Below are 23866 nucleotides of genomic sequence, written 5' to 3' on the forward strand. Positions count from 1 at the left end.
GTGCTATTGAGCAAAATCACACTTCCATTTTAATGTTACAAAAATCCAGTTAACGCATCAAATTTCCAGTAACAAAAACTCTATCAACAACACTCAACCCCTTTTCAAGTGGGAGCGAGGCCACATTTCACTTATCGTTTAGCTTCTTATCCATCATGTTACAGATATGCAGCTAGATTTGTCCAGTGAACGATCTAAATCACACTATAGTTAGTCGGTTACAATCCTCCAGTAAATGCATTTTTTCTTCACTACAGTCTTTTTCTCACTAATTTAAAAATATCCCTGAAATAAAAATTATATTTATAGGGGTTCTACAATGATCACCAAACTAATAAATGAAGACTTAATTAAGCTTGATCTTAAAGCGTCTTCAAAAGAAGACGTATTTAAAGAACTGGTTGCCGTTCTTCATGCCCAAGGTCGTATTTCTGACCAAACACAATTTCTTGCAGATATAAAAGCACGTGAAGAATTAGGAAATACTGGATTTGAAGATGGCGTGGCAATTCCACACGCGAAAAGCGCCGCTGTGATTGAACCAGCGGTTGTGATCGGCGTAAGCAAATCAGGTATCGAATACGGCGCGGAAGACGGCTTGCCTTCAAAACTGTTCTTCATGATAGCTTCTCCAGACGGTGGCGATAACCACCATATCGAAGTACTTGCAGAACTGTCTTCAAAATTGATTGAAGATGGTTTCATCGATGCGTTCTTAGGCGCAGCAAACAGCCAAGACGCACTGGCACTCCTTCTTGCTAAAGAAGAGCCGCAACCAGTGGCGGACGCTCCAGCAAACCAAGGTTTCGTCATTGGTGTTACCGGTTGTCCTGCGGGCGTTGCGCACACCTACTTAGCAGCAGAAGCACTGGAGAAAGGTGCTGCGGCGATGGGTTACGAAATCAAGGTTGAAACGAATGGTTCAATCGGTGTGAAAAACAGCCCAACCGCAGAAGAAATCGAGCGTGCAGATGCCATCATTGTCGCCTGTGACAAACAAGTCGACATGAACCGCTTCGCGGGCAAACGCGTGGTTAAAACCAACGTAAAAGCCCCAATCCGCGATGCTCAAGGACTGATTAATGAAGCGTTAAACGCACCGACCTACCAAGCTGAGTCCAATGGCAATACGCAAGCATCGGTTGCCGACAAAGCTTCTCAAGCTCGTTCTGACTTATATCGCTACTTGATGAATGGCGTATCACACATGATCCCATTCGTCGTAACTGGTGGTCTGTTGATTGCCCTTGCTCTTGCTGTAGGCGGTCAGCCGAGTGAAGCAGGCATGGCGATTCCTGAAGGCAGCATGTGGAACCAAATCCTCAACGTCGGTGTGGTTGCCTTTACGCTGATGATCCCAATCCTTGCCGGTTACATTGCTTACGCGATTGCTGACCGTCCTGCTCTTGCTCCTGGCTTGATCGGTGGTTGGATTGCAAACAACGGTTCTTTCTACGGCGCAGACGCTGGTACAGGCTTTATCGGTGCCATCATCGCAGGTCTGCTTGTGGGTTACTTCGTGAAGTGGATTACGTCGATTAACTACCACAAGTTCATCCAACCTTTGGTGCCAATCATGATCGCACCAATCACAGGTTCGCTATTCATCGCTGGTCTATTCATCTTCGTTATCGGCGCGCCAATCGCAAGCCTAATGGACGGTCTGACTGCGCTACTCACTAGCATGAGTACAGGTAACGTCGTTCTATTGGGTATCGTACTTGGTGGTATGGCTGGCTTCGATATGGGTGGTCCATTCAACAAGGTCGCATTCCTATTCTCTGTGGGCATGATTGCGAGCGGTCAAACTCAATTCATGGGTGCGATGGCGTGTGCAATCCCTGTTGCTCCTCTAGGCATGGCACTGGCAACGGCGCTTGGTCGTAAGTTCGACCTGTTCGAAGAATCAGAAACCGAAGCGGGTAAAGCCGCAGGTGCAATGGGTCTGGTGGGTATCTCTGAAGGTGCGATTCCGTTCGCAGCGCAAGATCCAATGTCAGTGATTCCTGCAAACGTACTTGGCTCAATGGTGGCGGCAGTAATGGCGTTCTCATTCGGCATCACCAACAGCGTTGCTCACGGCGGTCCCGTGGTCGCTTTACTTGGCGCGATGAACCACCCAGTCCTTGCTCTGATTTGTATGGCAGCTGGCGCAACGGTTACCGCAGTAACGTGTGTAACGTTGAAGAAAGTACGTAAAGCAAAAATGATGCAAGCAGCTGCTTAATCCCCCCTCCCCCAAATGGCTCCTATGGCTTGGGCAATGTCGCTCAAGCCATGATTTTCTCGCATGGTGACACTCTATGTCTGATTTAACGATGTCCGATACACAAACGATTCAAACTCAAGCTACGCATCCGACGTTCTTCCTGATGAACAACGTGATTCAAAACTACGCTTGGGGCAGTACTACTTCTGTTAACCAACTGTTTGGCATTGAAAACCCAACGGGCGAACCGCAAGCAGAAGTATGGATGGGTGCGCATCCAAACGGTTGCTCAGTGGTGATGGTAAACGGCGAGGAGACCAAACTCTCTTCACTGATTGCTCAAGACATGAATGCTTTTCTGAGTGAAGAAGTCGCAAACCGTTTTGGTGAACTTCCGTACCTGTTTAAAGTGCTTGCCGCTGAGAAAGCGCTGTCGATTCAGGTGCACCCAAACAAGCAACAAGCAGAACTGGGGTTTGCACTGGAAGAAAAACAAGGCATTCCCCTGACCGCTGCAAACCGTAACTACAAAGATCCAAACCACAAACCAGAATTGGTTTACGCGCTAACCGAATACCAAGCGATGAATGGCTTCCGCCCAACAAGTGAAGTCATCAGCTTCTTCTCTGAGTTGGCTATTCCTGAGCTGCAAGGCTTGGTGGATGACCTTATCGACAATCAAACTTCAAAAGGATTGGCGAGCTTCTTCTCCGGTCTATTGTCACTGGAAGGCGAACAGAAAGAGATGGCGTTGACGGTGCTATTGGCACAAGCTCGCATCACCGACTTACCTCTGTTCAACCTGATCTTGGAGTTAGAAACGCAATACCCGGGCGACATTGGTTTGTTTGCGCCCTTGCTACTCAACGTTATCACGCTGAAACCAGGCGAAGCGATGTTCTTGGATGCAGAAACGCCACACGCGTACTTGAAAGGGACGGGGCTTGAGATCATGGCGAACTCAGACAACGTACTACGCGCAGGTTTAACACCGAAGTATATGGACGTAAAAGAACTCGTTGCATGCACACGCTTCGAAGAAAAACCATTCGACAGCCTATTGCTCGCACCAAATGAAATCGACGACATATTGGAATACCCAGTTCCCGTCGACGATTTCAAATTCGCGATTGTAAAACAAGCCAACCAACGAACGCTTGATGTAAGAACCGCAGAAATCCTGTTGCCGCTAGATTCCCCGTTCGTGATTACACACGCAAATGGTGAAACATGTGTAGTAGATAAAGGCCAATCTGTTTTCATTCCGGCTTACGCAAAACAATACACCTTGAATTGCGAAGGTCGTGTGGCGCGGGCTTACAGTTAATATCGCTGATTAAGTTCACATGTCGTTACTGCCAATAAGCAAAAAAGAGCAGAGAAACGTCTCTGCTCTTTTACTTAATATGCGCTTTTCCCGATAAATTCACTCAATAATCAAATTGTCTAGAAAGGTTTACTGCTTAGCGTGGAACATCGCTTGTCCACTTTTATCTTTATTCGACCAAAAGTTAATATTGAACTGTGCATCATCGCTCATTTCAATACGATGCCAATACTGTGGCGGGCTTGTCGCGAACTGACCTGCGTTGATCACGACGACCATTTCAGGCTCTGTCGCGAATTCATCTGCAAAACCATAATAGGTGACTTGCCCCTCCATTACGCATAACTGCCCAAACACGCCTTCGGCTGTGTTGTGATGAGTTAGAAGAGCAGGAGGCACACTGCCTTTGGTGAAAAATGGCGTCGAACGTTGAACCGTCCAGTCTTTCGGAATACGAAGATGTGACATGGTTATACCCTCTTTGAATATAAAATTGTGCTGCTTGAAGCGAGTTACGATTGCGCGACTTGAGACAGTTCACGCAGTAACGGAAAAGCCTGAGCCACTTGCTCACCCGTCACAACAAACCCTGTCAATATGCTTTGTTCATTTTCAGCTTTTGCCACGATGCCAGATTGAGAAATCTGCACATTCCAATTCGCGACAGCACCGAAGTCCCCGGCAAGCTGAATTGGGTAACTCGGCGTTTTGACTTTTACCATCATTGGCGGCAACTTCAATTGCGCTTCCTGCCCAAGCAACAGCTTACCTAAAACATTAGCGCTCAACACGATTGGCTGAAGGTATGGAAGCATACGCCCTTGTATCTCGGCGCAATCGCCCAGAGCGAATACATTGTTCGCAGAAGTCTGCAGCTTAGCGTCGACAGCAATGCCTTTCCCAACCTCTAATCCACAAGCATTCGCTAATTGAGTGTTTGAACGTAAGCCCGCGGCAGAAATCACTACATCAATCTCGCTCACTTCACCGCTGTTCAAAATCGCTACCAACGAATCGGCGGTACGATTCACCTCAACAACCCCATTTCCCAACGCCAGTTGAATGCCTTGTTGCTTAAGTTGGCTTTCCAGAGGCAACGCAACAAACTCAGGAATAAGATTGGCAAGCAAGCGTTGGTTTGATTCAACCACCGTAACGGCTTTACCGCTGCTCGCAATATCCATTGCAATCTCAACGCCAATCAAACCACCACCGATAACCATTACGCGCTTTGCTTGACTGATTCTCTCTTCTGCGAGCTGATACTCTTGTAACGAATTGAGCGTTAGGACATCGCCAGAAGCATCACCTCGCATTGGAGGAACAAAAGCTTTCGCGCCCGTTGCAAAAACCAGTTTGGAGTACGCATAAACTTGTCCATCTGCTACCACTTGTTGGGCTTGCGTATCCACACTCTCAATTTTAGTGTGGGTTAATAACTCGATATGGTGCTCTTGGGCAAACGCTTCTCCCGTTGTTACTACCAGATCCCTCGCGGTCTGTTTTCTACTGAACACATGGCTCAAATCGGGCTTGTTATACTCCGCACCGTCATCAGCGGTGAATACTTGAATTGACACCTGTGCATCCATTCGACGCACAGTTTTAACCAGTTGATAGGCAGCAAAGCCACTGCCTATGATTACAATTGGTGCTTGCATCACAGCTCCTTACCCCTTGAACTCAACAAATACATCTTTACCCAAGTGACACTCAGGGCAAAGGAAGTAATCCGGAACGTCTGACCACGTGGTACCCGGTTCAATTCCTTGGTTAGGCTCACCCTGAGCAGGGTCATACACCCAGTTACAAACGGTGCAAATCATGCACTGGCAATCTGATGGATGTGCTTCTGAGCTTGGATTAATAAGCTCCCTTTCGACCACTGCTGGCGTTTCTACTTGTACAACGGGCTGTGATCGAACTTGCGGTGCAGACGCAGCCATCATCGGAGCCGTAACAGGACTTGTTAGTGGATGTTTCGCCCACAGTTTCGCGATGCTCTTGCCATGTTCACGACACTCACGCATCGCTTTACCATCTGGTCGCCATTTGGTTTTCAGGCTGACTGCTGTTTCAAAACCCGCATCGGTCAACCGTGCGTGGATACGGTCTACCGCACCACCATTCCAACCGTAGCTACCAAAGGCAGCGGCTTTTTTCGCTTTAAAGCGCAGACCGGTAATTTCTTCTAGCATGCCTGCGATCTTCGGCATCATGACGTTATTCATGGTAGATGAACCAACCAATATGCCTTTTGAGCGGAACACATTGGCGAGAATTTCATTCTTATCGTGCTTAGACACATTGAAGACTTTAACTGCGACACCCGGGTCAACATCGTGGATGCCCTGTGCAATCGCGTCCGCCATCATTCGGGTATTGTTCGACATAGAATCGTAGAAGATGGTAATACGATCTTCTTGGTAGTTATCCGCCCATTCCAAATATTGCTCGATGATTTGAACTGGGTTATCGCGCCATACAATACCGTGTGAAGTTGCAATCATGTCGACAGGCAAATTAAAGCTCAACACTTCTTTGATTTTAGCGGTTACCAAGCTGCTGAATGGCGTTAGGATGTTTGAGTAGTAACGCAGACACTGTTCCATCAACTCATTTTGGTCCACCTCATCGTTGAACAAACGCTCATCGCAGTAGTGCTGACCAAATGCGTCATTACTGAATAGCACCGCATCGCCCGTTAGGTATGTCATCATACTGTCTGGCCAGTGCAACATCGGCGCTTCTACAAATACCAATTGTTTACCGTTACCAATATCGATGCTGTCACCCGTTTTTACCGTTTTAAAGTTCCATTCGGGATGATGGTGATGACCAACAATCGAATCAATCGCCGCTTCTGTACAGTAAATTGGCGTGTTCGGAATCTTCTCCATCAATGCAGACAATGCGCCTGAGTGATCTTCCTCTGCATGGTTCACGACGATAAAATCGATCGTCTTAAGATCGATTTCCATTTCTAGGTTCTGGATAAATTGCTGGCTGAATCGATGATCGACCGTATCGATCAGTATGGTTTTCTCTTCACGAATTAGATAACTGTTGTAACTGGTGCCTTTTGTCATTTTGTATTCTGTACCATGGAAATCTTGAACTTCCCAATCGCGTTGACCTACCCAGTGGATGTTGTTTTTTACGTGAATTGTCATAATTACTACCTTGAATGACGGGATAAACAAAAATAATTTCTTCTTGTACTGCACTGGGCATGCCAACTTTTAATTGCCATATATTTCAATAATTTAATTAAAATAAAACTTTAAAAACTGTCATTTAGACACAGTTGAAAATTGTCATTAAGACACTACAATAGTCATATTGACACAATTGGTATTGGCTATGACTTCTTTAATCGCGCAATGGCTACACATCACGCAAGACCTAAATTCAGCGCTCACTCGGCAAGCTCGATTTGATACCTTATTAACAACGATTCGCGAGATATTAAAATGTGATGCTTCTGCTCTTCTTTTGTATGAAGATCAGCACTTTAAGCCGCTGGCTATCAATGGCTTAGCAAAGGAAGTATTGGGACGCCGTTTTTCTATAAACCAACACCCGAGATTGGAAGCCATTGCACGCGCTGGCGATATCGTACGGTTTCCATCGAATAGCGACTTACCCGATCCCTATGACGGGTTAATTCCGAACCACGACGACAAGCTGCACGTCCATTCATGTATTGGTCTCCCTTTGCTGATCGACGATCAATTGATTGGCGCGATCACTATTGATGCCTTCGACCCGAACCAGTTCGATGGTTTACTCAATCAAGAACTACGCTTTGTCAGTGCGTTAGCCGCGGGTGGCTTGCACACTGCGCTACTACTGGAGCAGTTAGAAACACAAGCAAGCTTGCCACGTGAGTCTTACACTGAGAAACGCACGCTAAGCAACGAAATCATTGGCAAATCTGCTGGGATGAAAGCACTTCAAGAGCAAATCGATGCGGTGGCAGATACCGAGCTATCGGTGTTGGTAATGGGTGAAACAGGGGTTGGTAAAGAGCTCGTCGCAAACGCAATTCATCATCGCTCTCACCGAGCCAATAATACCTTGGTGTACTTAAACTGTGCCGCGTTACCTGAGTCTGTCGCAGAGAGTGAACTTTTTGGTCATATCAAAGGTGCTTTTACTGGTGCTATCAGTAATCGGAAAGGTAAGTTCGAGCAAGCCGACGGCGGCACACTATTCTTGGATGAAGTTGGCGAACTTTCTCTGGAGTTACAAGCCAAGCTACTTCGCGCATTGCAATATGGCGATATCCAGCGTGTTGGGGATGACCGACATATTCGAGTCAACACACGCATTGTGGCGGCAACGAACCGTGTTCTGCATGAAGAAGTAAAAGCTGGCCGTTTCAGAGCAGATTTGTACCACCGTTTGAGTGTATTCCCTCTTCATGTTCCCCCACTTCGTGAACGTGAAGACGATGTCGTGCTACTGGCTGGTTTCTTTGCAGAGCAACTACGCAGCAAGTTGGGGCTGAACAGTGTTCGACTCTCTCCCACTCTAGTTCAAGCACTTAAAGATTACTCTTGGCCGGGCAACGTGCGTGAACTGGAACACGTCATCAAACGAGCGGGCGTGCTTGCCAAAGCTAGAACTCAATCGCTGGATATCGAATTGGTGGAACAAGATTTCGATATCAAAGCGTCGAACAATCAGCCCACCACTGAAGAGTCAGGTATACCTAGCTCTTCATTTGAACTGTCAGACGCTGGTTTAAAGCAAGCCACTGACACCTTCCAAAAAGCCATGATTCTAAAAGCACTAGAGCAGAATCAAGGAAACTGGGCTGCAACAGCACGTCAGTTAGAACTCGATAATGGTAATTTACACCGCTTAGCCAAACGGCTAGGTATAAAGTAAAAAAGGATACGGACGGTTTGAATTCCGCAAGAAAATCTATCTCGCTTATGTCAAAATGCACCATCACAATCGAAAAGTCTGTAATGTAATGAACTACCAAGCTGCTATTTTTGATATGGATGGTTTGCTCCTTGATACTGAGCGCGTCTGTATGCGTATTTTCCAAGAAGCATGTGAAGTCCAAAACCTTCCGTTTTATGAAGATGTTTATCTGTCGATCATTGGTCGCAATGCGGCAGGTATTGAAGCAATTTTCCGCAAAGCCTACGGAGAGAACCTAGACCGCCTGCATCATGAATGGCGTACTCGTTACAATGCTGTCGTCAAACACCAAGCCATCCCAGTGAAAAATGGTGTTGTTGAGCTGCTAGAATGGCTGAAAGCACAAGGCTTACCAATCGCAGTAGCAACTTCTACGGCAAAGGAGGTAGCGAAAATCAAACTGGAATTAGCGGGTTTGAGTAAGTACTTCGACAACCTCACCACAGGCTGCGAGGTAAACCACGGTAAACCCGATCCAGAAATCTATTTGCTGGCAGCGAATCGTCTGGATGTAGAACCAAGCCAATGTTTGGCCTTTGAAGATTCCAATAACGGTGTTCGCGCAGCCGTGGCAGCGAATATGGTTACTTATCAGATTCCGGATTTAGTTGAACCGTGCGAAGAGGTAAAACAATTTGGTCATTCCATCGTGCCGTCATTACATGAAGCGTTAGATACGTTGAAGCAAAATCGCTAAACGTCAACTGCCGCTCTAACTGTTAAAGCTCAGCAATTTGGCTGAGCTTTTTTATACTTGAGCCTCTCCTCTCACCTTCTCTAATCTACTTCTAATGAATGCCAAGATACTGCTCCAAAGGCTTAATAAGATAGACCTTATCTCTGTACGGGGCGTATTCCTTTCTTTTTTGATTTACCTCACGCCATCGCATGAAATAGGGTCTATGAGTGATCAAATAGTGGAACTAACCAGTACAACTTTGCAACAAAACGTCAATATACCGCTTGAAGCACGTTTTTCGAGTGAAAATTGGCTGATAATGAGAACTATTGGATGAGATTAATCCAAGTCAGCCCAAAATATAAAATGGAGAGTGTTATATGTCTTTACGTTTATTAGCAGCAACCTTCGCATTAGTAGGAATGAGCTTTGGTGCCCAAGCCAGTGCCGAGTGTGAAGTGTCCCTAGATGCTAACGATATGATGCAGTTTTCTACTAAAACACTGAGCGTTCCAGCCACTTGTAAAGAAGTAAAACTGACGCTAAACCACACAGGTAAAATGCCTGCACAATCAATGGGTCACAACGTTGTTATCGCAGATACCGCTAATCTACAAGCAGTAGGTACGGACGGCATGGCAGCAGGTGCAGAAAACAATTACGTGAAGCCAAATGACGACCGTGTATACGCTCACACAAAAGTGATTGGCGGCGGTGAAAGCACCAGCATTACTTTCAGCACTGAAAAAATGAAAGCTGGCGGCGACTACTCATTCTTCTGCTCGTTCCCTGGTCACTGGGCGATCATGCAGGGTAAATTTGAGTTCAAATAAGAGCTAACTAAGTCAAAACAAGACTCATTATAGGGAAGCCATCGCTTCCCTTTTTATTGCACCTTAGTTAAGCACGTCGATGGATAATCTCATCCAAAGGTACAGGCCTTGCTAAGTAAAACCCTTGAACTTTATCAACCCCACTTGACCGCACAAAGTCATAGTCAGACTGCGTTTCCACCCCTTCCGCTACGACCTCGCAATTTGCAATATGTCCTAACTTAGCAACCAATCGATACAGTTGCCGTCCACGATGATCGTTAGCGTCCAATAGCAGCGATCTGTCTAGCTTAATCTTGTTAAATGGATACTTGAACAAATGAGGAAACGATGCGTAGCCCGTACCAAAATCATCCATTGTGATACGAACTCCCATACTCTGTAGAGCTTTCATGGTGTTAGTTAAAGAAACTTCATTGTCTAATACGGCTTCTTCAGTAATTTCAATTTCAAGCCATTCAGCCGGGATTCCAAAATAGACCAACCTGCCTTGTAAATGCTGAACAAAATCCACTTGTTGAATGGTAGCAACAGAAACATTAATGGCCACTCTTCGCTGATCAGATAATCCCATTTCCTTCATATCCGACAACACCTTTTCGAGAACTAGTTTATCGAGCAGTGGCATGGCATCTAACCGGTGAAAATCTTCAATAAACGTTGGTGAAAGTAAGTTTCCATCTTCATCTTTATATCGAATAAGCGCTTCGTAAGAATACTGTTCCGCATCCTTTGTTGAATGCTGCTTTTGATAAAACATCACCAACTCGCCTTCACGAAGAATGGAAGTTAAACGCTTCTGCGCGGATGACTTGCTGATACTCGATGTGTTCGCATCTTTCACACTACTGAGTAGTGATTTAAATAGGGATTGTTCTAAACCATTGTAAGTATTACTTACACCAAGTTGCCCCACATATTTGCCTGCATAGGCTAGATAAAAAGGTCGATAAATTAGTACACCAATCGCAATCACCACCAGTTGAAGTATCGCCCCCTGAACCTGATGCCCCATTGCAACATAACCACTCAACAGAGGCGGTGTCATCCAGTTCACAATATTTTCAACAGGCGCAATTAAGCCGGAAGCAATCGCACAGTAGGTGATGATAAAACTTACCAGCGGTACTAATACAAATGGGACGACCAGAATAGGGTTAAAGATGATAGGCAAGCCAAATAGCAGCACTTCATTGATGTTGAACATCACCAATGGTGCTGCCGCTAATGCCAGTAAAATATGATTGCGCTCTTTAGCGAACAATAACAGACACAGGAGTAAACTAATGCTATTCCCTGACCCGCCCATGGATAAAAATGCGTCGTAAAAACCTTGGCTAATGACGTTAAGCGACGCTTCGCCTGTTTGCCAAGCAGCCATGTTGGCTTCGGTCGCAGCGTATATTTGCTGCTTGATGGCAAACAACATGTTATGACCATTAATGCCCGCCGCTCCTAATAAGCTCAAGATGGATTGATAAAATAATCCTCCTGTGAACGTCAGCGGATCAAAGTTAAGTCCAGCCACTGTTGTAGTAAAAGCATCCATCACCGCTGCGGTGACATGAGATAAGCTAACCGCAAATAAAACGAATACGAAAAAATGTAAGACATCTTTAAAAAGACGAGAAGAGAAGTCCATTGCTTGAGGATCAAGCAGCTCAATTCGGAAACTTTTACAATAAACGTATGACACCGTTGCACTGAAGAGTGCTAATAAAGGGTTATTCGGCAACATGTAATTACTAGAAAGGCTGTCATTCTCTATTGAAATTAAATAGAACATGACCAACGAATAAATGATGATAATCGCGCTCGACACATTCACTTTATGCGATAAATAGTAACCAGCCACAATGCAAAACGCTGTGGGATATAAGTTGATTAAAATATCAGAAAGATGGAACAATAACTGAGAAACCTCTGACACCCCTAGGATTCTAGAAGCGTGACCAAGAAAGATAGCAAGTGCGTTAGATAGCGTCAGCGGTAACAGCAATAAGGCAATAGATGCGAGATCAGTAAGATAAGATTTAGATCCAAATCGCCATTTATCTGTAAATACCGTTAGACGATGAAAGGGGTCAAATACGCGTTCACGACGAGTGTGCATGGTGAGTTCTTATATTAAGTAATAATCATCGGCTGCGAAATAGGCAGCCGTAAATGCAACGGCCAGACTCAGTAACGTATTATTTGGTGGATAATTTTTAGTGTTTCTATTGGCTAAAACAATAGTTTGAATTGCCAGTCACAGCGCAAAGGTGTCGCAAGTGCAATTTAACGATTATATACCCCTTGATCCAATGAGATTATTATCCTTAACGATAAAAGCCATACCAAGCATCTCGATATGGCTATCGTTAAAACTGATGTATATACCCAAATGACTTCAAGAAGGAGGCTTCGGTGACACGCCCTTGACGGGCGAGTTGATTTGGCTCACATACACTGTGAACGTTTTTTGATTTAGCACGAGTAGAACTTCAAGTCGTTGTCTCGTCTGTAAAACAAATCATTCAATCCCGTGTAGCTCTTTCCAGTTTCCTGGATGAACCACGTAGCCGAATAGAGCATGCCCACCATAAACCAATTCGGTTCCTTCCGGGATCCACAGCATTTGACCTGGGTGAACAAGATGTGTTTCACCGTTTGCGGTCAGCTCGAAACAGCCTTCAATCACAAAAATAACCTCATCATAAAGCACCGTCCAAGCCACTTGAGCGCTTTCCCATTTAGCAAAGCCTACGCCAATGTTTGGTGAAATTTCCGGGCTTAACGCTCGGGCTACGTACGCCATTCCCGGCGTATCACCACGAACATTAAAATCTAGGTTTTTACTATCAACGAGTTTGACTTGCTTCATAATTCACTCCGGCTTTGCCATTTTGCTAATTGGATACGCGTTTTTACTCCCATGCCTAAAAAAGGCTCTGGCGGATTCAAACAAGGCATTCCTGTCACTTGCTGTATGTCATCCAATGATTTAGATGTCGCACCTACGACATAGTCAGCTAACAGCGTTCCAGAAATGGTTCCCCACGCAGCACCAACACCATTGTCACAAGCGCTGGCATAAACACCTTCATCTAATTGACCAAAAAAGTTAGTAAAGTTACGAGAGATGGCATATACCCCACCCCATGTGTGAGTAAATGGTACGTCGGCCAGCTCGGGGTAACGCGCCAAAAAGACTTGACGATGATCGTCTCGGATTTGCTCTCTGACTTTATCGTTCATGCTTGAGCCATACTTCGGCACGTGTTTGTATGTATTGCGGATCAAAATACGTCGATCGGCGGTCATACGTAACGTCGTTCCCGCATGATCAGCTGGGGTTAGGCCCCAATTCAGCTCTCCTCCGTATCGCTGCATTTCTGCGTCAGTCAATGGACGCGTCCAGCTTGCAAACGTCATCACTGGGAGTAATCTGTTTTTAAGATAACCAAACTCACGAGTAAAAATGCTGGTGCCAAGTAACAGTTCAGTGGTTTCAACAGAACCGCTATCTCCATGTAATACCCAGTAACCGTTTTCTTTACTGAGTTTGCGGATTGGCGAGTTTTCTAATACCTCGACGTTCTCTGGAAGGCTTTCCCCTAGCCCACGCACCAGAGCAGCAGGTTGCATTAAATAACCACCTGGCGTGTAAATTGCGCGGCTGTAGTAATTTGTCCCTAAGACTTTCGCCAGCTCACTGCCATTAACATGGAAGTATGGTTCGCCAAGGTCTTTCATTAGGTGCTCAAAGTGATCGAGATACGCTTCACCGCGTGCCCCTACGGCTCCTTGATATTTGCCCTTTGCTGACCACTGACAAGAAATACTGTGCTTCGACACTAAAGTGTCTAGCTGAGCAATCGCAGAACGGTTGAGCGATAATAACTTTTGTTTGTGCTCAGGATCGGGATGCTCAAGTGAAAACTTATGAGGCAAATCGATCACAAAGCCCGAATTTCTCCCTGACGCCCCTTGGCCGATACGTTGCGCATCAATCAGTATAATTCGTGCGTTAGGCTGAAGCTCAGCTAAACGCCTTGCCATAGCTAGTCCAGCGAAACCGGCGCCTAGCACGGCATAGTCAGCAGTTTGTTTACCTTTTAACGCTGGTTTTTCTGCAATACTTGGCAACGCATGGTACCAACCACATGTTGCATCATCATTGGGTAAATGAATCATCTTCTTTCTCCGTTACGCTGCTGACAGTTTCAATGACAATTGATCTAGCCAAGGACCACGTAATGACTGTACTTTTCTTCCTAGCAACGCAAAGCCAAGCATCGTTCCTTCAGGAGAATAAAACGCAGCGGTCAATTCATCTGCCTGACTCTCGATATACCATTGTCCCAGTTCGTTCGGGGCGACCGGGAAAATAGTGAGTGGAAGAATCGGCGTTTTCACAATCACTGGTGTTGGCGTTAAAGAGGTAGGCGTAATATCACCTAGCAAGCTTTTCGCCACGGAAGGAATCATTTGATTAATCGGCGCAATATACGGCTGCCAACCTTGCTCCGTTTCAACACAGTCGCCTAGCGAGTAAATATTCTCATCACTCGTCTGGCCGAATTGATTCACTTTAATGCCGCGGCCCACTTCTAGCCCTGCTTGCTCAGCCAGCGATACATTTGGCTTGAGTCCAACCGCGCTTAGCACTAGGTCTGCCTCAATTTTCTTGCCACTGTTTAGATGCAAAACCGCGCTTGATTCGGACCTTGGCTCGATTCTGGCGATACTGTCTTGTAGAGCCCATTGCACGCCTCGATCTGCAAGTACGCTTTGTAATGATTCACCCCAACTGTTGCGGGATCAAACGCTCCATTGGCCATTGACCTAACCCGATAACTGTCACTTCATAACCGCTTTCGATCAGGTCATTCGCGAACTCACAGCCAATTAAGCCATCGCCGAGGATCGCGATGCGTTTTTTGTCTTGCAGCTCCGCTCTGAAACGGCGGTAATCAACTAAGTCGTTCACACTCATAACACAAGAGCGATCTCCCTCAATTGGGATTTCAATCGGTGATGCACCTGTTGCCAGTACCAAACGACTGTAGGCGTATTTCCCGATAGAGGTGTGTAGCGTTGAATTAGCACGATCGATCTTTTCAACGCGGGTATGCGGGTAAACGCGGATATTGAGACGGCTTTCCCACTCCAACGCGCTTTCACTTTGTAGCGCGTCGCCGTCTTTATTCATGACCAGTGCATTAGACAATGCAGGCTTGCTGTACAGTGCGCCATCATCAGCGGTAAAGACAGTGATCAGAACCGTTTCAGATTGCGCTCTAAGTGCCGCTGCCAACTGGTAACCACTGTGGCCACTACCGATGATAACAATAGGGTCAGCTGAAAATATAGGCTGAGTGACTTCAGATGGAAGTGGCTGAGTCGCATTTGGCTGAACAGACGATCCTACCGACACCGAAGACACTGCCGCGACCTCTTCTACTGGCTCATCGTCGGTAATTTCGATCATTTCAAAATCGGCCTTACCCACTAAACAGTCGGGGCATAACCAATCATCCGGCACATCTTCCCATGCTGTTCCTGGTGCAATGCCATCGGATGGCCAACCTTGTGCTTCATCATAGATTAAGCCGCAAATAATACAGAGCCACTTTCTCATCACTTTTACTCCAACTACCTTGTTCAGAATTTCCGTGTTTACAAACCACTGTCAGATTTGTAGCGATTCCATCAACCTCGCCCTAGCTTGTGGTCTGAAATCCAAGCCGGTGCGAGGTGATGAAAATCAAGTTACACGGTAGCTATACGTTGCTGTCTTGCTGCAAACGAATGGCAATATTGCGTGTCTGGACATAGCTATAAATCGCTTCTTGTCCTTTTTCTCGCCCAAAACCGGACAAGCCCACGCCACCAAATGGTGTTTCGATACCACCAGCAAACCATTCATTGATGAACACTTGCCCACCACGCAGTTGCTGCGCCACACGCAATGTTTGGTTTAGGCTTTCACCAAAGACACCAGCGACCAGGCCAAAATCGGTGCCATTCGCGATTTCGATTGCTTCTTGCTCAGTTTCAAACGGTGTAATCACCAACACAGGACCAAACACTTCTTCTTGTGCAATGCGCATATCTGGCGTGGCTTCAATCACTGTTGGAGCGACAAAATAGCCCGATAAATCAGGTGCGTAGCCACCGGTTAGGATATTCGCGCCGTCGGCTTTTGCTTGCTCTATCATTTCAAGCACGCGCGCTTGTTGATCAGCGGATACCAACGGTGTGATGTCTGGCTGGCTTTCACCTTGACCAATGGTTAGGCCTTGCGCCATTTTCACTACCGCCGCTTTTACTTCTTCATAACGCTCTTTTTGAATTAGCAAACGAGACATTGCCGAACACACTTGACCAGCGTTAAAGAAAATACCGACTTGAACGCTTTGTAAAAGCGTTTCAAGACTCACATCTTTCAGTGCGATAGCGGCCGATTTACCACCCAGCTCCATCACAGATGGTGTGGCGCGTTGTGCAGAATCTTTCAGGATGCGTTGACCTGTCGGTACCGAACCCGTAAAGACGATTTGATCAACGTCTTGATGCTGCACCAAATGACTGCCAACCACAGAGCCTTTGCCACATAGCAGGTTAATCGTGCCTTTCGGGAAGCCCGCTTTTTCAATCGCTTTAATCAACAACGTCATGGCAAGTGGGGAAATCTCCGGCGATTTGATCACCACTGCATTACCAGCAGCTAATGCAGGTGCCAATGAGCGTGCACAAATAGAGACAGGGAAATTCCACGGCACAATCTGCACTGACACGCCAAACGGCACATATTGAGTGAAGTCGACATAGTCTTTACCCAACGGAATTGACGTGCCTTCCAGCTTGTCGGCCATGCCTGCGTAGTATTCAAAGTAACGTGCCGACTCTAAAAACTCATCTTTGGCATCTTGCAAAGATTTCCCATTTTCACGACAGGCAACTAACCCACCTTCATCAACCATTTCACGAATAGCTGCGGCGGCTTTTAACATCCACTCGGTTCTGACGGCTGGACGAACGTCCGAAAGAAGGCCTTGATTGACCACTCGGCGTGCCGCTGCCATTGCGCGATCGGCATCGGTGATAGTGGCTTCTGCAATCGTCGCATACGCTTCGGCTGTGCCAGGATTCATGACGGTCAGCGCTTGCTCTGAATCGCACCACTCACCATCAATATAATTAAGGTAATGCATCATCTTACTGCTCCAGTGCCGCTTTCACTTGCTTTGCCAACCAGGTTTGGAAGAAATGCGTCGGAACATCCATTTCTGGTGAGAACACGCCACCACTAAAGCCAGGTGAGTAACGACCTTCCTGCATACCTTCGACCGCTCCAATATCTTCGCCGAACACGACTCGCCACGACTCAACGGTAGCAGTACGACACGCAGCAAACTCATCTTTCGTTGCTTCATCACCCACATAGAAAACACGTAGGTGCTCAACACTCTTATTCGCAGTGATTGGTTCAATCATCATTGCAAAGGCATGATCGGCTTGAATACCAAGCAACACGTTTGGAAAGAGTGCAACGTATTCTGCATGACGCAGCTTATCTTCTGGCCAGCTTGGAAATTTAGGTAAGTGTGTTCCTGCTGTATCTGAAAGGTTGTACGCGAGACTACCTTGACCAGCAAAGCGCTCTGCAAACATGATGTTGTAGTGATCCTCTAGGCGAGAATAACTGTTCAAACTCGGATGCACCCAAGGTAAGTGGTAAGCCTCACAGTAGTTTTCTACGGCAAGCTTCCAGTTACTTTTCACTTCGATCTCTAAGTTGCCACCCATGTTCACGCGGCGAAGAAGACCTAACCCATCTTCACCTAAGAACTGCTGCCAACGTTGCTCTAGCGGCGCGATATGATTTTCAAAGCTTTCTGCATTGCCCGATAAGTTAACGAATACCATGTCCATCCAAACGGCTGAACGAAGTGGCTTAAGGCCGTGTTTTTCACACTTAAATCGATCATCTTTGTGTTTTGCGATACCACCGATGTGTGGTGTGCCTTTTAGATTGCCGTCAAGATCGTACGTCCATGAATGGTAAGGACAGCGAATCATGCCTTGAACTTCGCCTGCCTCATGCACCAGCTTCATACCACGATGACTACATACGTTGTGGAAGACTTGGACTTCACCTTGACGATTTCTCATCATGAGTAGTGGAAGATTCATGAAATCAAGTGGCATCACATAGCCATTTTTAAGCAGGTCTGATGCAAAACCAATGCATACCCAAGTGTTACCAAACACCTGATCACGCTCAAAAGTAAAATACTCTTCGCTGGTGTAGGCCTGATTCGGCATTCCAGTTGCTTCACTGATTGGGTTCAGTACATTATCAACAAGTTCAACAGGAATAATGGTTTGGTTGACATTGCTCATATTCTTATCTCCGAGAGTCGAGTTGCATCCAGTGCGTACAACATCGTGTTGTGTTAGTGGAGATGATTTTGATTAACAACCCAGCAACAAACAAACGACTTTTTCGCCGGGTTTGGATGAGTTTTTGTCATTCGTGCATTGATCTCAAACAACAAAATAACCTTTTAATTAACAAGGTTCTTCTTGTCATGATTAATACTCATTAACCGATGAGTATTAATCAGTTGAAACACAAAAGCCCTCTCTCTACTCTCTTTCGAAAATTAACAATAACGCAACAAACAATAACGCTAAAACAAACGCACTGTGAGGGATGCCTATGAGAGCAACATCTGGGATATTGAAAGGACTCAATCCGACTGTGACAATCGCATCAAAGATCGTCGTTATCGGTTTTGTACTTTTCTGCGCCATTCTCGCCAACCAAGCGGGCCAATACTTCGAAACGATTTCCGGCATTTTGCTGCAGAATATGAAGTGGTTTTACATCGGACTTGTTTCACTCGTTGTCGGTTTTCTTCTTTACCTTATGGTTAGTCGATATGGACATATTCGTTTGAGTAAAGATGACGAAAAACCAGAGTTTAGTTATTTGTCTTGGGTATCCATGCTTTTTTCCGGAGGCATGGGGATAGGCTTAATTTTCTGGTCGGTCGCCGAACCGATGTGGCATTACGCTGACAACCCATTTACTCAAGGCCTGACCAATGAAGCCGCAACAACATCAATGAAACTGACATTCTTTCACTGGGGTCTACATCCTTGGTCTGTCTTTATTATTGTTGCACTCGCATTAGCCTACTTTTCCTACCGTAAAGATCTGCCTTTTACCCTACGCTCTATCTTGTACCCTTTGATTGGCGATCGTATTTATGGGCCTATCGGGCACACGGTTGATATCCTAACAGTCGCGGTGACTGCTTTCGGTATCTCTCAAACCTTGGGGATGGGAGTTATCCAAATAAACTCTGGTTTGAATCAAGCCTTTGGTCTAGACATTAGTTTGGGGATTCAACTCTTTATTATCGTTTCCCTTTGTACTTGTGCGGTTGCGTCGGTGCTATCTGGTGTAGGGAAAGGTATTCGCCGTTTATCAGAATGGAACATGCTGCTTTCACTCGCACTCGTGCTGGTCGTACTTTATATTGGCCCAACTCGCTATATCTTAAATACGCTACTTGAAAGCACGGGGCTTTATGCACAAAACATTGTCGGTATGAGCTTATGGAGCGATGCACAGAATGACTCTGGCTGGCAAAACTGGTGGACGGCTTATTACTGGCCTTGGTGGATGACTTGGGCACCTTTCGTTGGCATGTTTGTAGCTCGTATTTCTAAAGGGCGCACAATACGTGAGCTTATCGGCGGTGCTCTCATCGTACCCACGCTGATCACGTTTTTATGGATTTCAGTATTTGGTGGCGCAGCGTTGAAGGTAGAGCAAGACGCTCGTGTTGCTCATCAAGAGCAAGTCACTGCGGCACAAGAAGCAAAACAAACACCACCTGCAGATTTTTCTGGCGGCCCGATTCTTGAAGCGACTAAAGCCGATACGACACGCGCTTTGTTTACGCTATTCGACAATCTAGATACAGGTATGTTTGGTAAACTACTTAGCGTACTTGCGTGTTTATTACTCGGTACTTATTTCATTACCTCCGCTGACTCAGGTACCTTAGTTCTATGTACCCTCGATGCCGCTGGACACAGTGAACCTCCCACGTCTATACGCGTATTGTGGGGGATCATGATCGCCGCCATTGCGGGAGTGCTTCTATATGCAGGAGGGTTAAAAGCAATGCAAACGGCCTCCATTATTGCCGGTTTCCCTATCGCGATTTTTATCGCGGTGATGAGCTTAACGCTGTTCCATAGTATTCGACGCGAACCTAAGCCATGGGCAATGCTTCCTGAGCATGTTCACCCAGAGCAAGAGAAACTTGATGGTCCTGTTGAACCGCTTGTTGAAAGCAAAACTGTGGCTTCCGAGCCTATCGCTTCAACATCCTCGCTGAAAGATGATTCCACACTCAATCAAGGACCAGCACTCACTTAGTGCGTCATTTCATCCAATCAATTCAAACAAAGCGGGAACTGATATTCCCGCTTTTTTAACATGACCAAACTCTGTTCTTTTCTCTGCTTATTGATTTAGGCTAGGCCTCGGTCACCCACTTCATCTGGCAACTGATGCAAAAGCCATTCTCTAAAACGTTTGACGCTTGCTGGGATTAAACCTCTATTTTTAGGTTCAAGCATAGAAAAATTAGAGGGAGTTGAAAGAACGTGTTCGACTGGCCTAACCAAAGCACCGCTTTGTAAATAGTCGTCCACTAATGAGCCCCAAGCTAATGCGATGCCCTGACCATTAATTGCCGCTTGTAACAGCATTGGATAGTTATTGATGTTCATGCGATTACGAGGCGAAATATTTGGCAACCCCACACTTGCAAACCACTGCTCCCAATTCACCCAGTCTCTTTGAGACTCTTCCAGATAGAGTAACGTTTTATTGAAGATTTCTTCTGGCTCACTAGGCTGGCCGATTTTCTCTAAATAAAGCGGGCTACACACAGGGAATACTTCTTCCGAAAATAGCGTTGTCACATCCATTTCCGCAGGTGGAGTGCGACAATAAAACAAGGCGATATCGCAATCTAATCGGCGTAAGTCCAACACATTATCTGAGGCCAATATCCTTATATCGATGTCATCATGTTCATTTTGAAATTGAGCAACCTTAGGCAACAACCACAAGGCTGCCATTGCATTTGTCGTCGCAACCGTGATCTTTTGTTCGCCCTGCCATTTCTTCACTTCACCCGTGATTTGAGCAATATCGAGCAAAGATTGGCTGACAGCTTGATAATATTGAAGACCTGTAGGCGTTAAGTTAATGCTTCGATTGGCTCGCGTGAACATAGCCTTGCCTAAGTATTCTTCTAATTGTCTAATTTGGCGACTGATAGCACCTTGGGTCACGTTTAGCTCATCAGCGGCTAACGTAAAACTCAAGTGCCGCGCCGATGCTTCAAACGCAACGAGGCTATTTAAAGGTGGGAGGGGTTTGATTTTCATGTATCTTCCAGTAAGGCAGTATTGTAATTATTTTTATTCCCGGCAATCTTATGTTGCACGTGGATAATGCCATTCTGGACAACACCTCAAAAACGACAATTTATAAATGATAAAAAATAGAGATGAATCATAAATTGTTGTGAGAGAGGCAACCGTATACAGTTTCGTGGCTACAACGAGCACAAAAAAGAGGAGCAGTTACTCCTCTTATGCCTAGCCTTTTGGTCATTTTCTCCGAGTTAGCCCATTTACCCTATTGCCAGTTTAGTACTCGCGTAACGCGCTTTTTTCTTTCTTGGGCTGGCTAAGAAGTACGCCAAAGTAAGTGGGCCTAATCGTCCCATAAACATCATGAAGATGATCACTAACTCACCCGGTTCGGACAAACTGCCCGTTAAGCCTCGCGATAACCCAACCGTACCCAGCGCTGAGACCGCTTCAAACATAATGTCTAACATAGACGCTTTCTCTGTCAGTAACAGCATGAAGATGGCAAACCAAGTCACGCCCACCGAGATCAGAGTCAGCGCCAATGCCTTGCTGATGGTCTCTTTGGGAATCTCGCGTTGAAACGCATAGGTTGCTTCATCGCGACGCAAATAGCTGTAAGTTGCCAAGACTAACACCATAAATGTCACAACTTTAATGCCACTTGCCGTGCTCAATGATCCACCGCCGATAAACATCAACACCAGAATGATCGCCGTTGTGGCATCTTCCAACTGATCGATAGCTAAAGTATTGAACCCCGCCGTTCTTGGCGTCACCGCTTGAAACCACGATGCCCACCATTTCCCTGCTTCGCTCAAAGGGGCAAGCGTGTTGGGGTTATCATATTCAACCAGGTAAATGGCGATAAGTGCCACCACGTTAATGATCACCGTGCCTAAGATCATCATTCGACTGTAAACGGTGAGTCGGTGCCAACGGCGATTGCGTTTTAAGTCAATCCAAACCGAGAAGCCTAAACCACCAACAATGAACAAACTGGTAATGGTGAAGTTAACGACCGGGTCGTCCACGTAAGGCATTAAGCTATCGGCACTCAACGCAAAACCTGCATTGTTAAACGCACTGATGGTGTAGAAGAAACCATGGAACAAACTGGTTTTCCAGCCCAGCTCTTCACTCCAATAAACGCTCAAAATAGTAAAACCAATAAGTTCAACGAGCAGAGCGAACATCAATACAGATTTAGCGGTGGCAATGAGTGTCGACGAGTCAGTTTGGTTAAATGCCTCTCTCGCGACGGCTCGCTCCAAAAAGCCAATTTTTCCGCCCAGAGCCAGCAAGGTCACGATGGCAAACGTCATCAAACCTAGGCCACCACATTGAATCAGGAAGGCAATAACCACTTGCCCAAAAGGCGTAAACGCCGTGCCCGTGTCTACCACAACTAATCCCGTCACCGTAATGGCCGATGTTGCTGTAAACAGGCTTTGAATCCAAGTGATGGGCTCTGTGGTGGCAATCGGCAGTTTGAGTAAAACTGTGCCGAGCATGACCAAGCACGCAAAGCTGAGGCTAAGTATCAGCGGCGGTGCGCCCAACAATTTTTTGCCCGCTTTGGGTTTTCGCTCGATCGGGATAATAGAGGGATGCCACAAAACCATGTTACACCAACCTCGGAGCGACGTATTTCAGCTCAGCGCGACTACCACAAAGCAACAGCGTGTCGAACTCATTAAGCACAAACTCATCATTGATATTGGTGTAGACGGCTTCTTCGCGCTTCACCAAGATAGGCTGAATGTTGTAACTGCCTCGGCTGATCAACTTAGAAAGCGGCGTATCGTGCAGATTGGATTTAACGTGGATTTCCACCACATACAAACCATGCCCCATTTCCAAATAGTTGTTCACCATCGGATAGTTGAGTGCCTGCGCGACTCTTACGCCCATCTCCTCTTCCGGATGAATAATGCGTTGTACACCCAGCTTAGACACGATGGTGTGGTGCGCTTTGGTGCTAGCTTTGACCCAAATGGATTTCACACCCAGATTTCTAAGCGCCAGCGTACACAACAAACTGGCTTCCATGTCTTCGCCAATCGCCACCAACACCACATCACTGTTCGCTAGCGCTAATTCTCTGAGTGCACCTTCGTCTGTCGCGTCACATATGACCGCTTGCGTTAACTCTTCGACGTATTTTTCGACAATTTTCGGGTCGCTATCCACCCCCGTTACCGTGTGTCCAAGATGAATAAGTTCTAAGCTGGCAGCAACGCCAAATCGCCCTAAACCAATTACTGTAAAGTGAGCCATATCAATCCCTAACTGTGTTTTATGTATAGAAAATGCTAATGCGTTAAGGGCTAGACTGATTTTCCGTCACGGAAAATAGGCAACACGAGTCCTGTTCGAGTGCCGATAACCAGCACTAAACCTTGGCATTAACGTTGATT

The 23866-nt window shown here is 46.1% G+C and carries 19 protein-coding genes; 6 read left to right on the forward strand and 13 right to left on the reverse strand.

Features of this window, described 5'->3' with window-relative positions; genetic code table 11:
* Positions 1-319: 319 nt before the first annotated feature.
* The gene (locus tag EX191_RS06360) at positions 320-2227 is read left to right on the forward strand and encodes a PTS fructose transporter subunit IIABC (protein WP_193447373.1); all 1908 of its coding nucleotides are present in this window, start codon (positions 320-322) and stop codon (positions 2225-2227) included.
* 91 nt (positions 2228-2318) lie between these two features.
* Positions 2319-3536 (forward strand): mannose-6-phosphate isomerase, class I, encoded by a 1218-nt coding sequence (manA, locus tag EX191_RS06365; protein ID WP_414718285.1) that lies wholly within the window; start codon positions 2319-2321, stop codon positions 3534-3536.
* Positions 3537-3665: 129 nt separating this feature from the next.
* On the opposite strand, the gene EX191_RS06370 is transcribed toward manA, so the two are convergent.
* From EX191_RS06370 to norV, 3 genes are read right to left on the reverse strand one after another with little or no spacing between them, the layout of a single operon-like run.
* The gene (locus EX191_RS06370; protein WP_006742231.1) at positions 3666-4004 is read right to left on the reverse strand and encodes a TehB family protein; all 339 of its coding nucleotides are present in this window, start codon (positions 4002-4004) and stop codon (positions 3666-3668) included.
* A 44-nt stretch (positions 4005-4048) separates the two neighbouring features.
* On the reverse strand, positions 4049-5197 hold the full coding sequence (norW, locus tag EX191_RS06375) for an NADH:flavorubredoxin reductase NorW (RefSeq protein ID WP_193447375.1): 1149 nt from the start codon (positions 5195-5197) through the stop codon (positions 4049-4051).
* 9 nt (positions 5198-5206) lie between these two features.
* Positions 5207-6709: an anaerobic nitric oxide reductase flavorubredoxin gene (gene norV / locus EX191_RS06380; protein WP_193447376.1), complete on the reverse strand. Its 1503-nt coding sequence runs from the start codon at positions 6707-6709 to the stop codon at positions 5207-5209.
* A 190-nt stretch (positions 6710-6899) separates the two neighbouring features.
* Here norV and norR point away from each other — a divergent pair, with 190 nt between their 5' ends.
* The 3 genes from norR (at position 6900) to azu (ending at position 9986) form a co-directional block, all read left to right on the forward strand.
* Positions 6900-8432 carry a nitric oxide reductase transcriptional regulator NorR gene (gene norR, locus EX191_RS06385; RefSeq protein WP_193447377.1) on the forward strand — a complete coding sequence of 511 codons (1533 nt, stop codon included), beginning with the start codon at positions 6900-6902 and terminating at the stop codon, positions 8430-8432.
* Between the two features lie 88 nt (positions 8433-8520).
* Positions 8521-9171 (forward strand): HAD family hydrolase, encoded by a 651-nt coding sequence (locus EX191_RS06390; RefSeq protein ID WP_193447378.1) that lies wholly within the window; start codon positions 8521-8523, stop codon positions 9169-9171.
* A 362-nt stretch (positions 9172-9533) separates the two neighbouring features.
* Positions 9534-9986: an azurin gene (gene azu, locus EX191_RS06395; protein WP_005392455.1), complete on the forward strand. Its 453-nt coding sequence runs from the start codon at positions 9534-9536 to the stop codon at positions 9984-9986.
* Between the two features lie 67 nt (positions 9987-10053).
* On the opposite strand, the gene EX191_RS06400 is transcribed toward azu, so the two are convergent.
* The 7 genes from EX191_RS06400 to EX191_RS06425 form a co-directional block, all read right to left on the reverse strand.
* The gene (locus tag EX191_RS06400; protein ID WP_193447379.1) at positions 10054-12099 is read right to left on the reverse strand and encodes an EAL domain-containing protein; all 2046 of its coding nucleotides are present in this window, start codon (positions 12097-12099) and stop codon (positions 10054-10056) included.
* Between the two features lie 402 nt (positions 12100-12501).
* Entirely contained in the window at positions 12502-12852 is a 351-nt protein-coding gene (locus EX191_RS06405) for an ethanolamine utilization protein EutQ (protein ID WP_193447380.1), read from the reverse strand.
* On the reverse strand, positions 12849-14165 hold the full coding sequence (locus tag EX191_RS06410; RefSeq protein WP_074189840.1) for an NAD(P)/FAD-dependent oxidoreductase: 1317 nt from the start codon (positions 14163-14165) through the stop codon (positions 12849-12851). The genes EX191_RS06405 and EX191_RS06410 overlap by 4 nt, the downstream gene beginning before the upstream one ends.
* Positions 14166-14177: 12 nt before the next feature.
* Positions 14178-14741 carry an FAD-dependent oxidoreductase gene (locus EX191_RS23105; RefSeq protein ID WP_341480768.1) on the reverse strand — a complete coding sequence of 188 codons (564 nt, stop codon included), beginning with the start codon at positions 14739-14741 and terminating at the stop codon, positions 14178-14180.
* Positions 14742-14772: 31 nt separating this feature from the next.
* On the reverse strand, positions 14773-15612 hold the full coding sequence (locus EX191_RS22885) for an FAD-dependent oxidoreductase (RefSeq protein WP_479688054.1): 840 nt from the start codon (positions 15610-15612) through the stop codon (positions 14773-14775).
* A 142-nt stretch (positions 15613-15754) separates the two neighbouring features.
* The gene (locus EX191_RS06420) at positions 15755-17191 is read right to left on the reverse strand and encodes an aldehyde dehydrogenase family protein (protein WP_134646016.1); all 1437 of its coding nucleotides are present in this window, start codon (positions 17189-17191) and stop codon (positions 15755-15757) included.
* A gap of 1 nt (position 17192) precedes the next feature.
* Positions 17193-18380, reverse strand: coding sequence for an aromatic ring-hydroxylating oxygenase subunit alpha (locus EX191_RS06425; RefSeq protein ID WP_104973070.1), 1188 nt, complete (start codon positions 18378-18380; stop codon positions 17193-17195).
* A gap of 319 nt (positions 18381-18699) precedes the next feature.
* On the opposite strand from EX191_RS06425, the gene EX191_RS06430 reads away from it, so the two are divergent.
* The gene (locus tag EX191_RS06430; RefSeq protein WP_074189837.1) at positions 18700-20436 is read left to right on the forward strand and encodes a BCCT family transporter; all 1737 of its coding nucleotides are present in this window, start codon (positions 18700-18702) and stop codon (positions 20434-20436) included.
* A gap of 95 nt (positions 20437-20531) precedes the next feature.
* Here EX191_RS06430 and EX191_RS06435 read toward each other — a convergent pair whose 3' ends face one another.
* From EX191_RS06435 to EX191_RS06445, 3 genes are all read right to left on the reverse strand, one after another.
* Complete coding sequence (locus EX191_RS06435) at positions 20532-21458, reverse strand: LysR substrate-binding domain-containing protein (RefSeq protein ID WP_005392445.1); 927 nt, start codon at positions 21456-21458, stop codon at positions 20532-20534.
* Positions 21459-21706: 248 nt separating this feature from the next.
* Entirely contained in the window at positions 21707-23071 is a 1365-nt protein-coding gene (locus EX191_RS06440; RefSeq protein ID WP_193447381.1) for a TrkH family potassium uptake protein, read from the reverse strand.
* A 1-nt stretch (position 23072) separates the two neighbouring features.
* Entirely contained in the window at positions 23073-23726 is a 654-nt protein-coding gene (locus tag EX191_RS06445; RefSeq protein ID WP_193447382.1) for a potassium channel family protein, read from the reverse strand.
* Positions 23727-23866 lie beyond the last annotated feature (140 nt).

This window comes from Vibrio chemaguriensis (assembly GCF_012275705.1).
Taxonomy (GTDB): Bacteria; Pseudomonadota; Gammaproteobacteria; order Enterobacterales; family Vibrionaceae; genus Vibrio; species Vibrio diabolicus.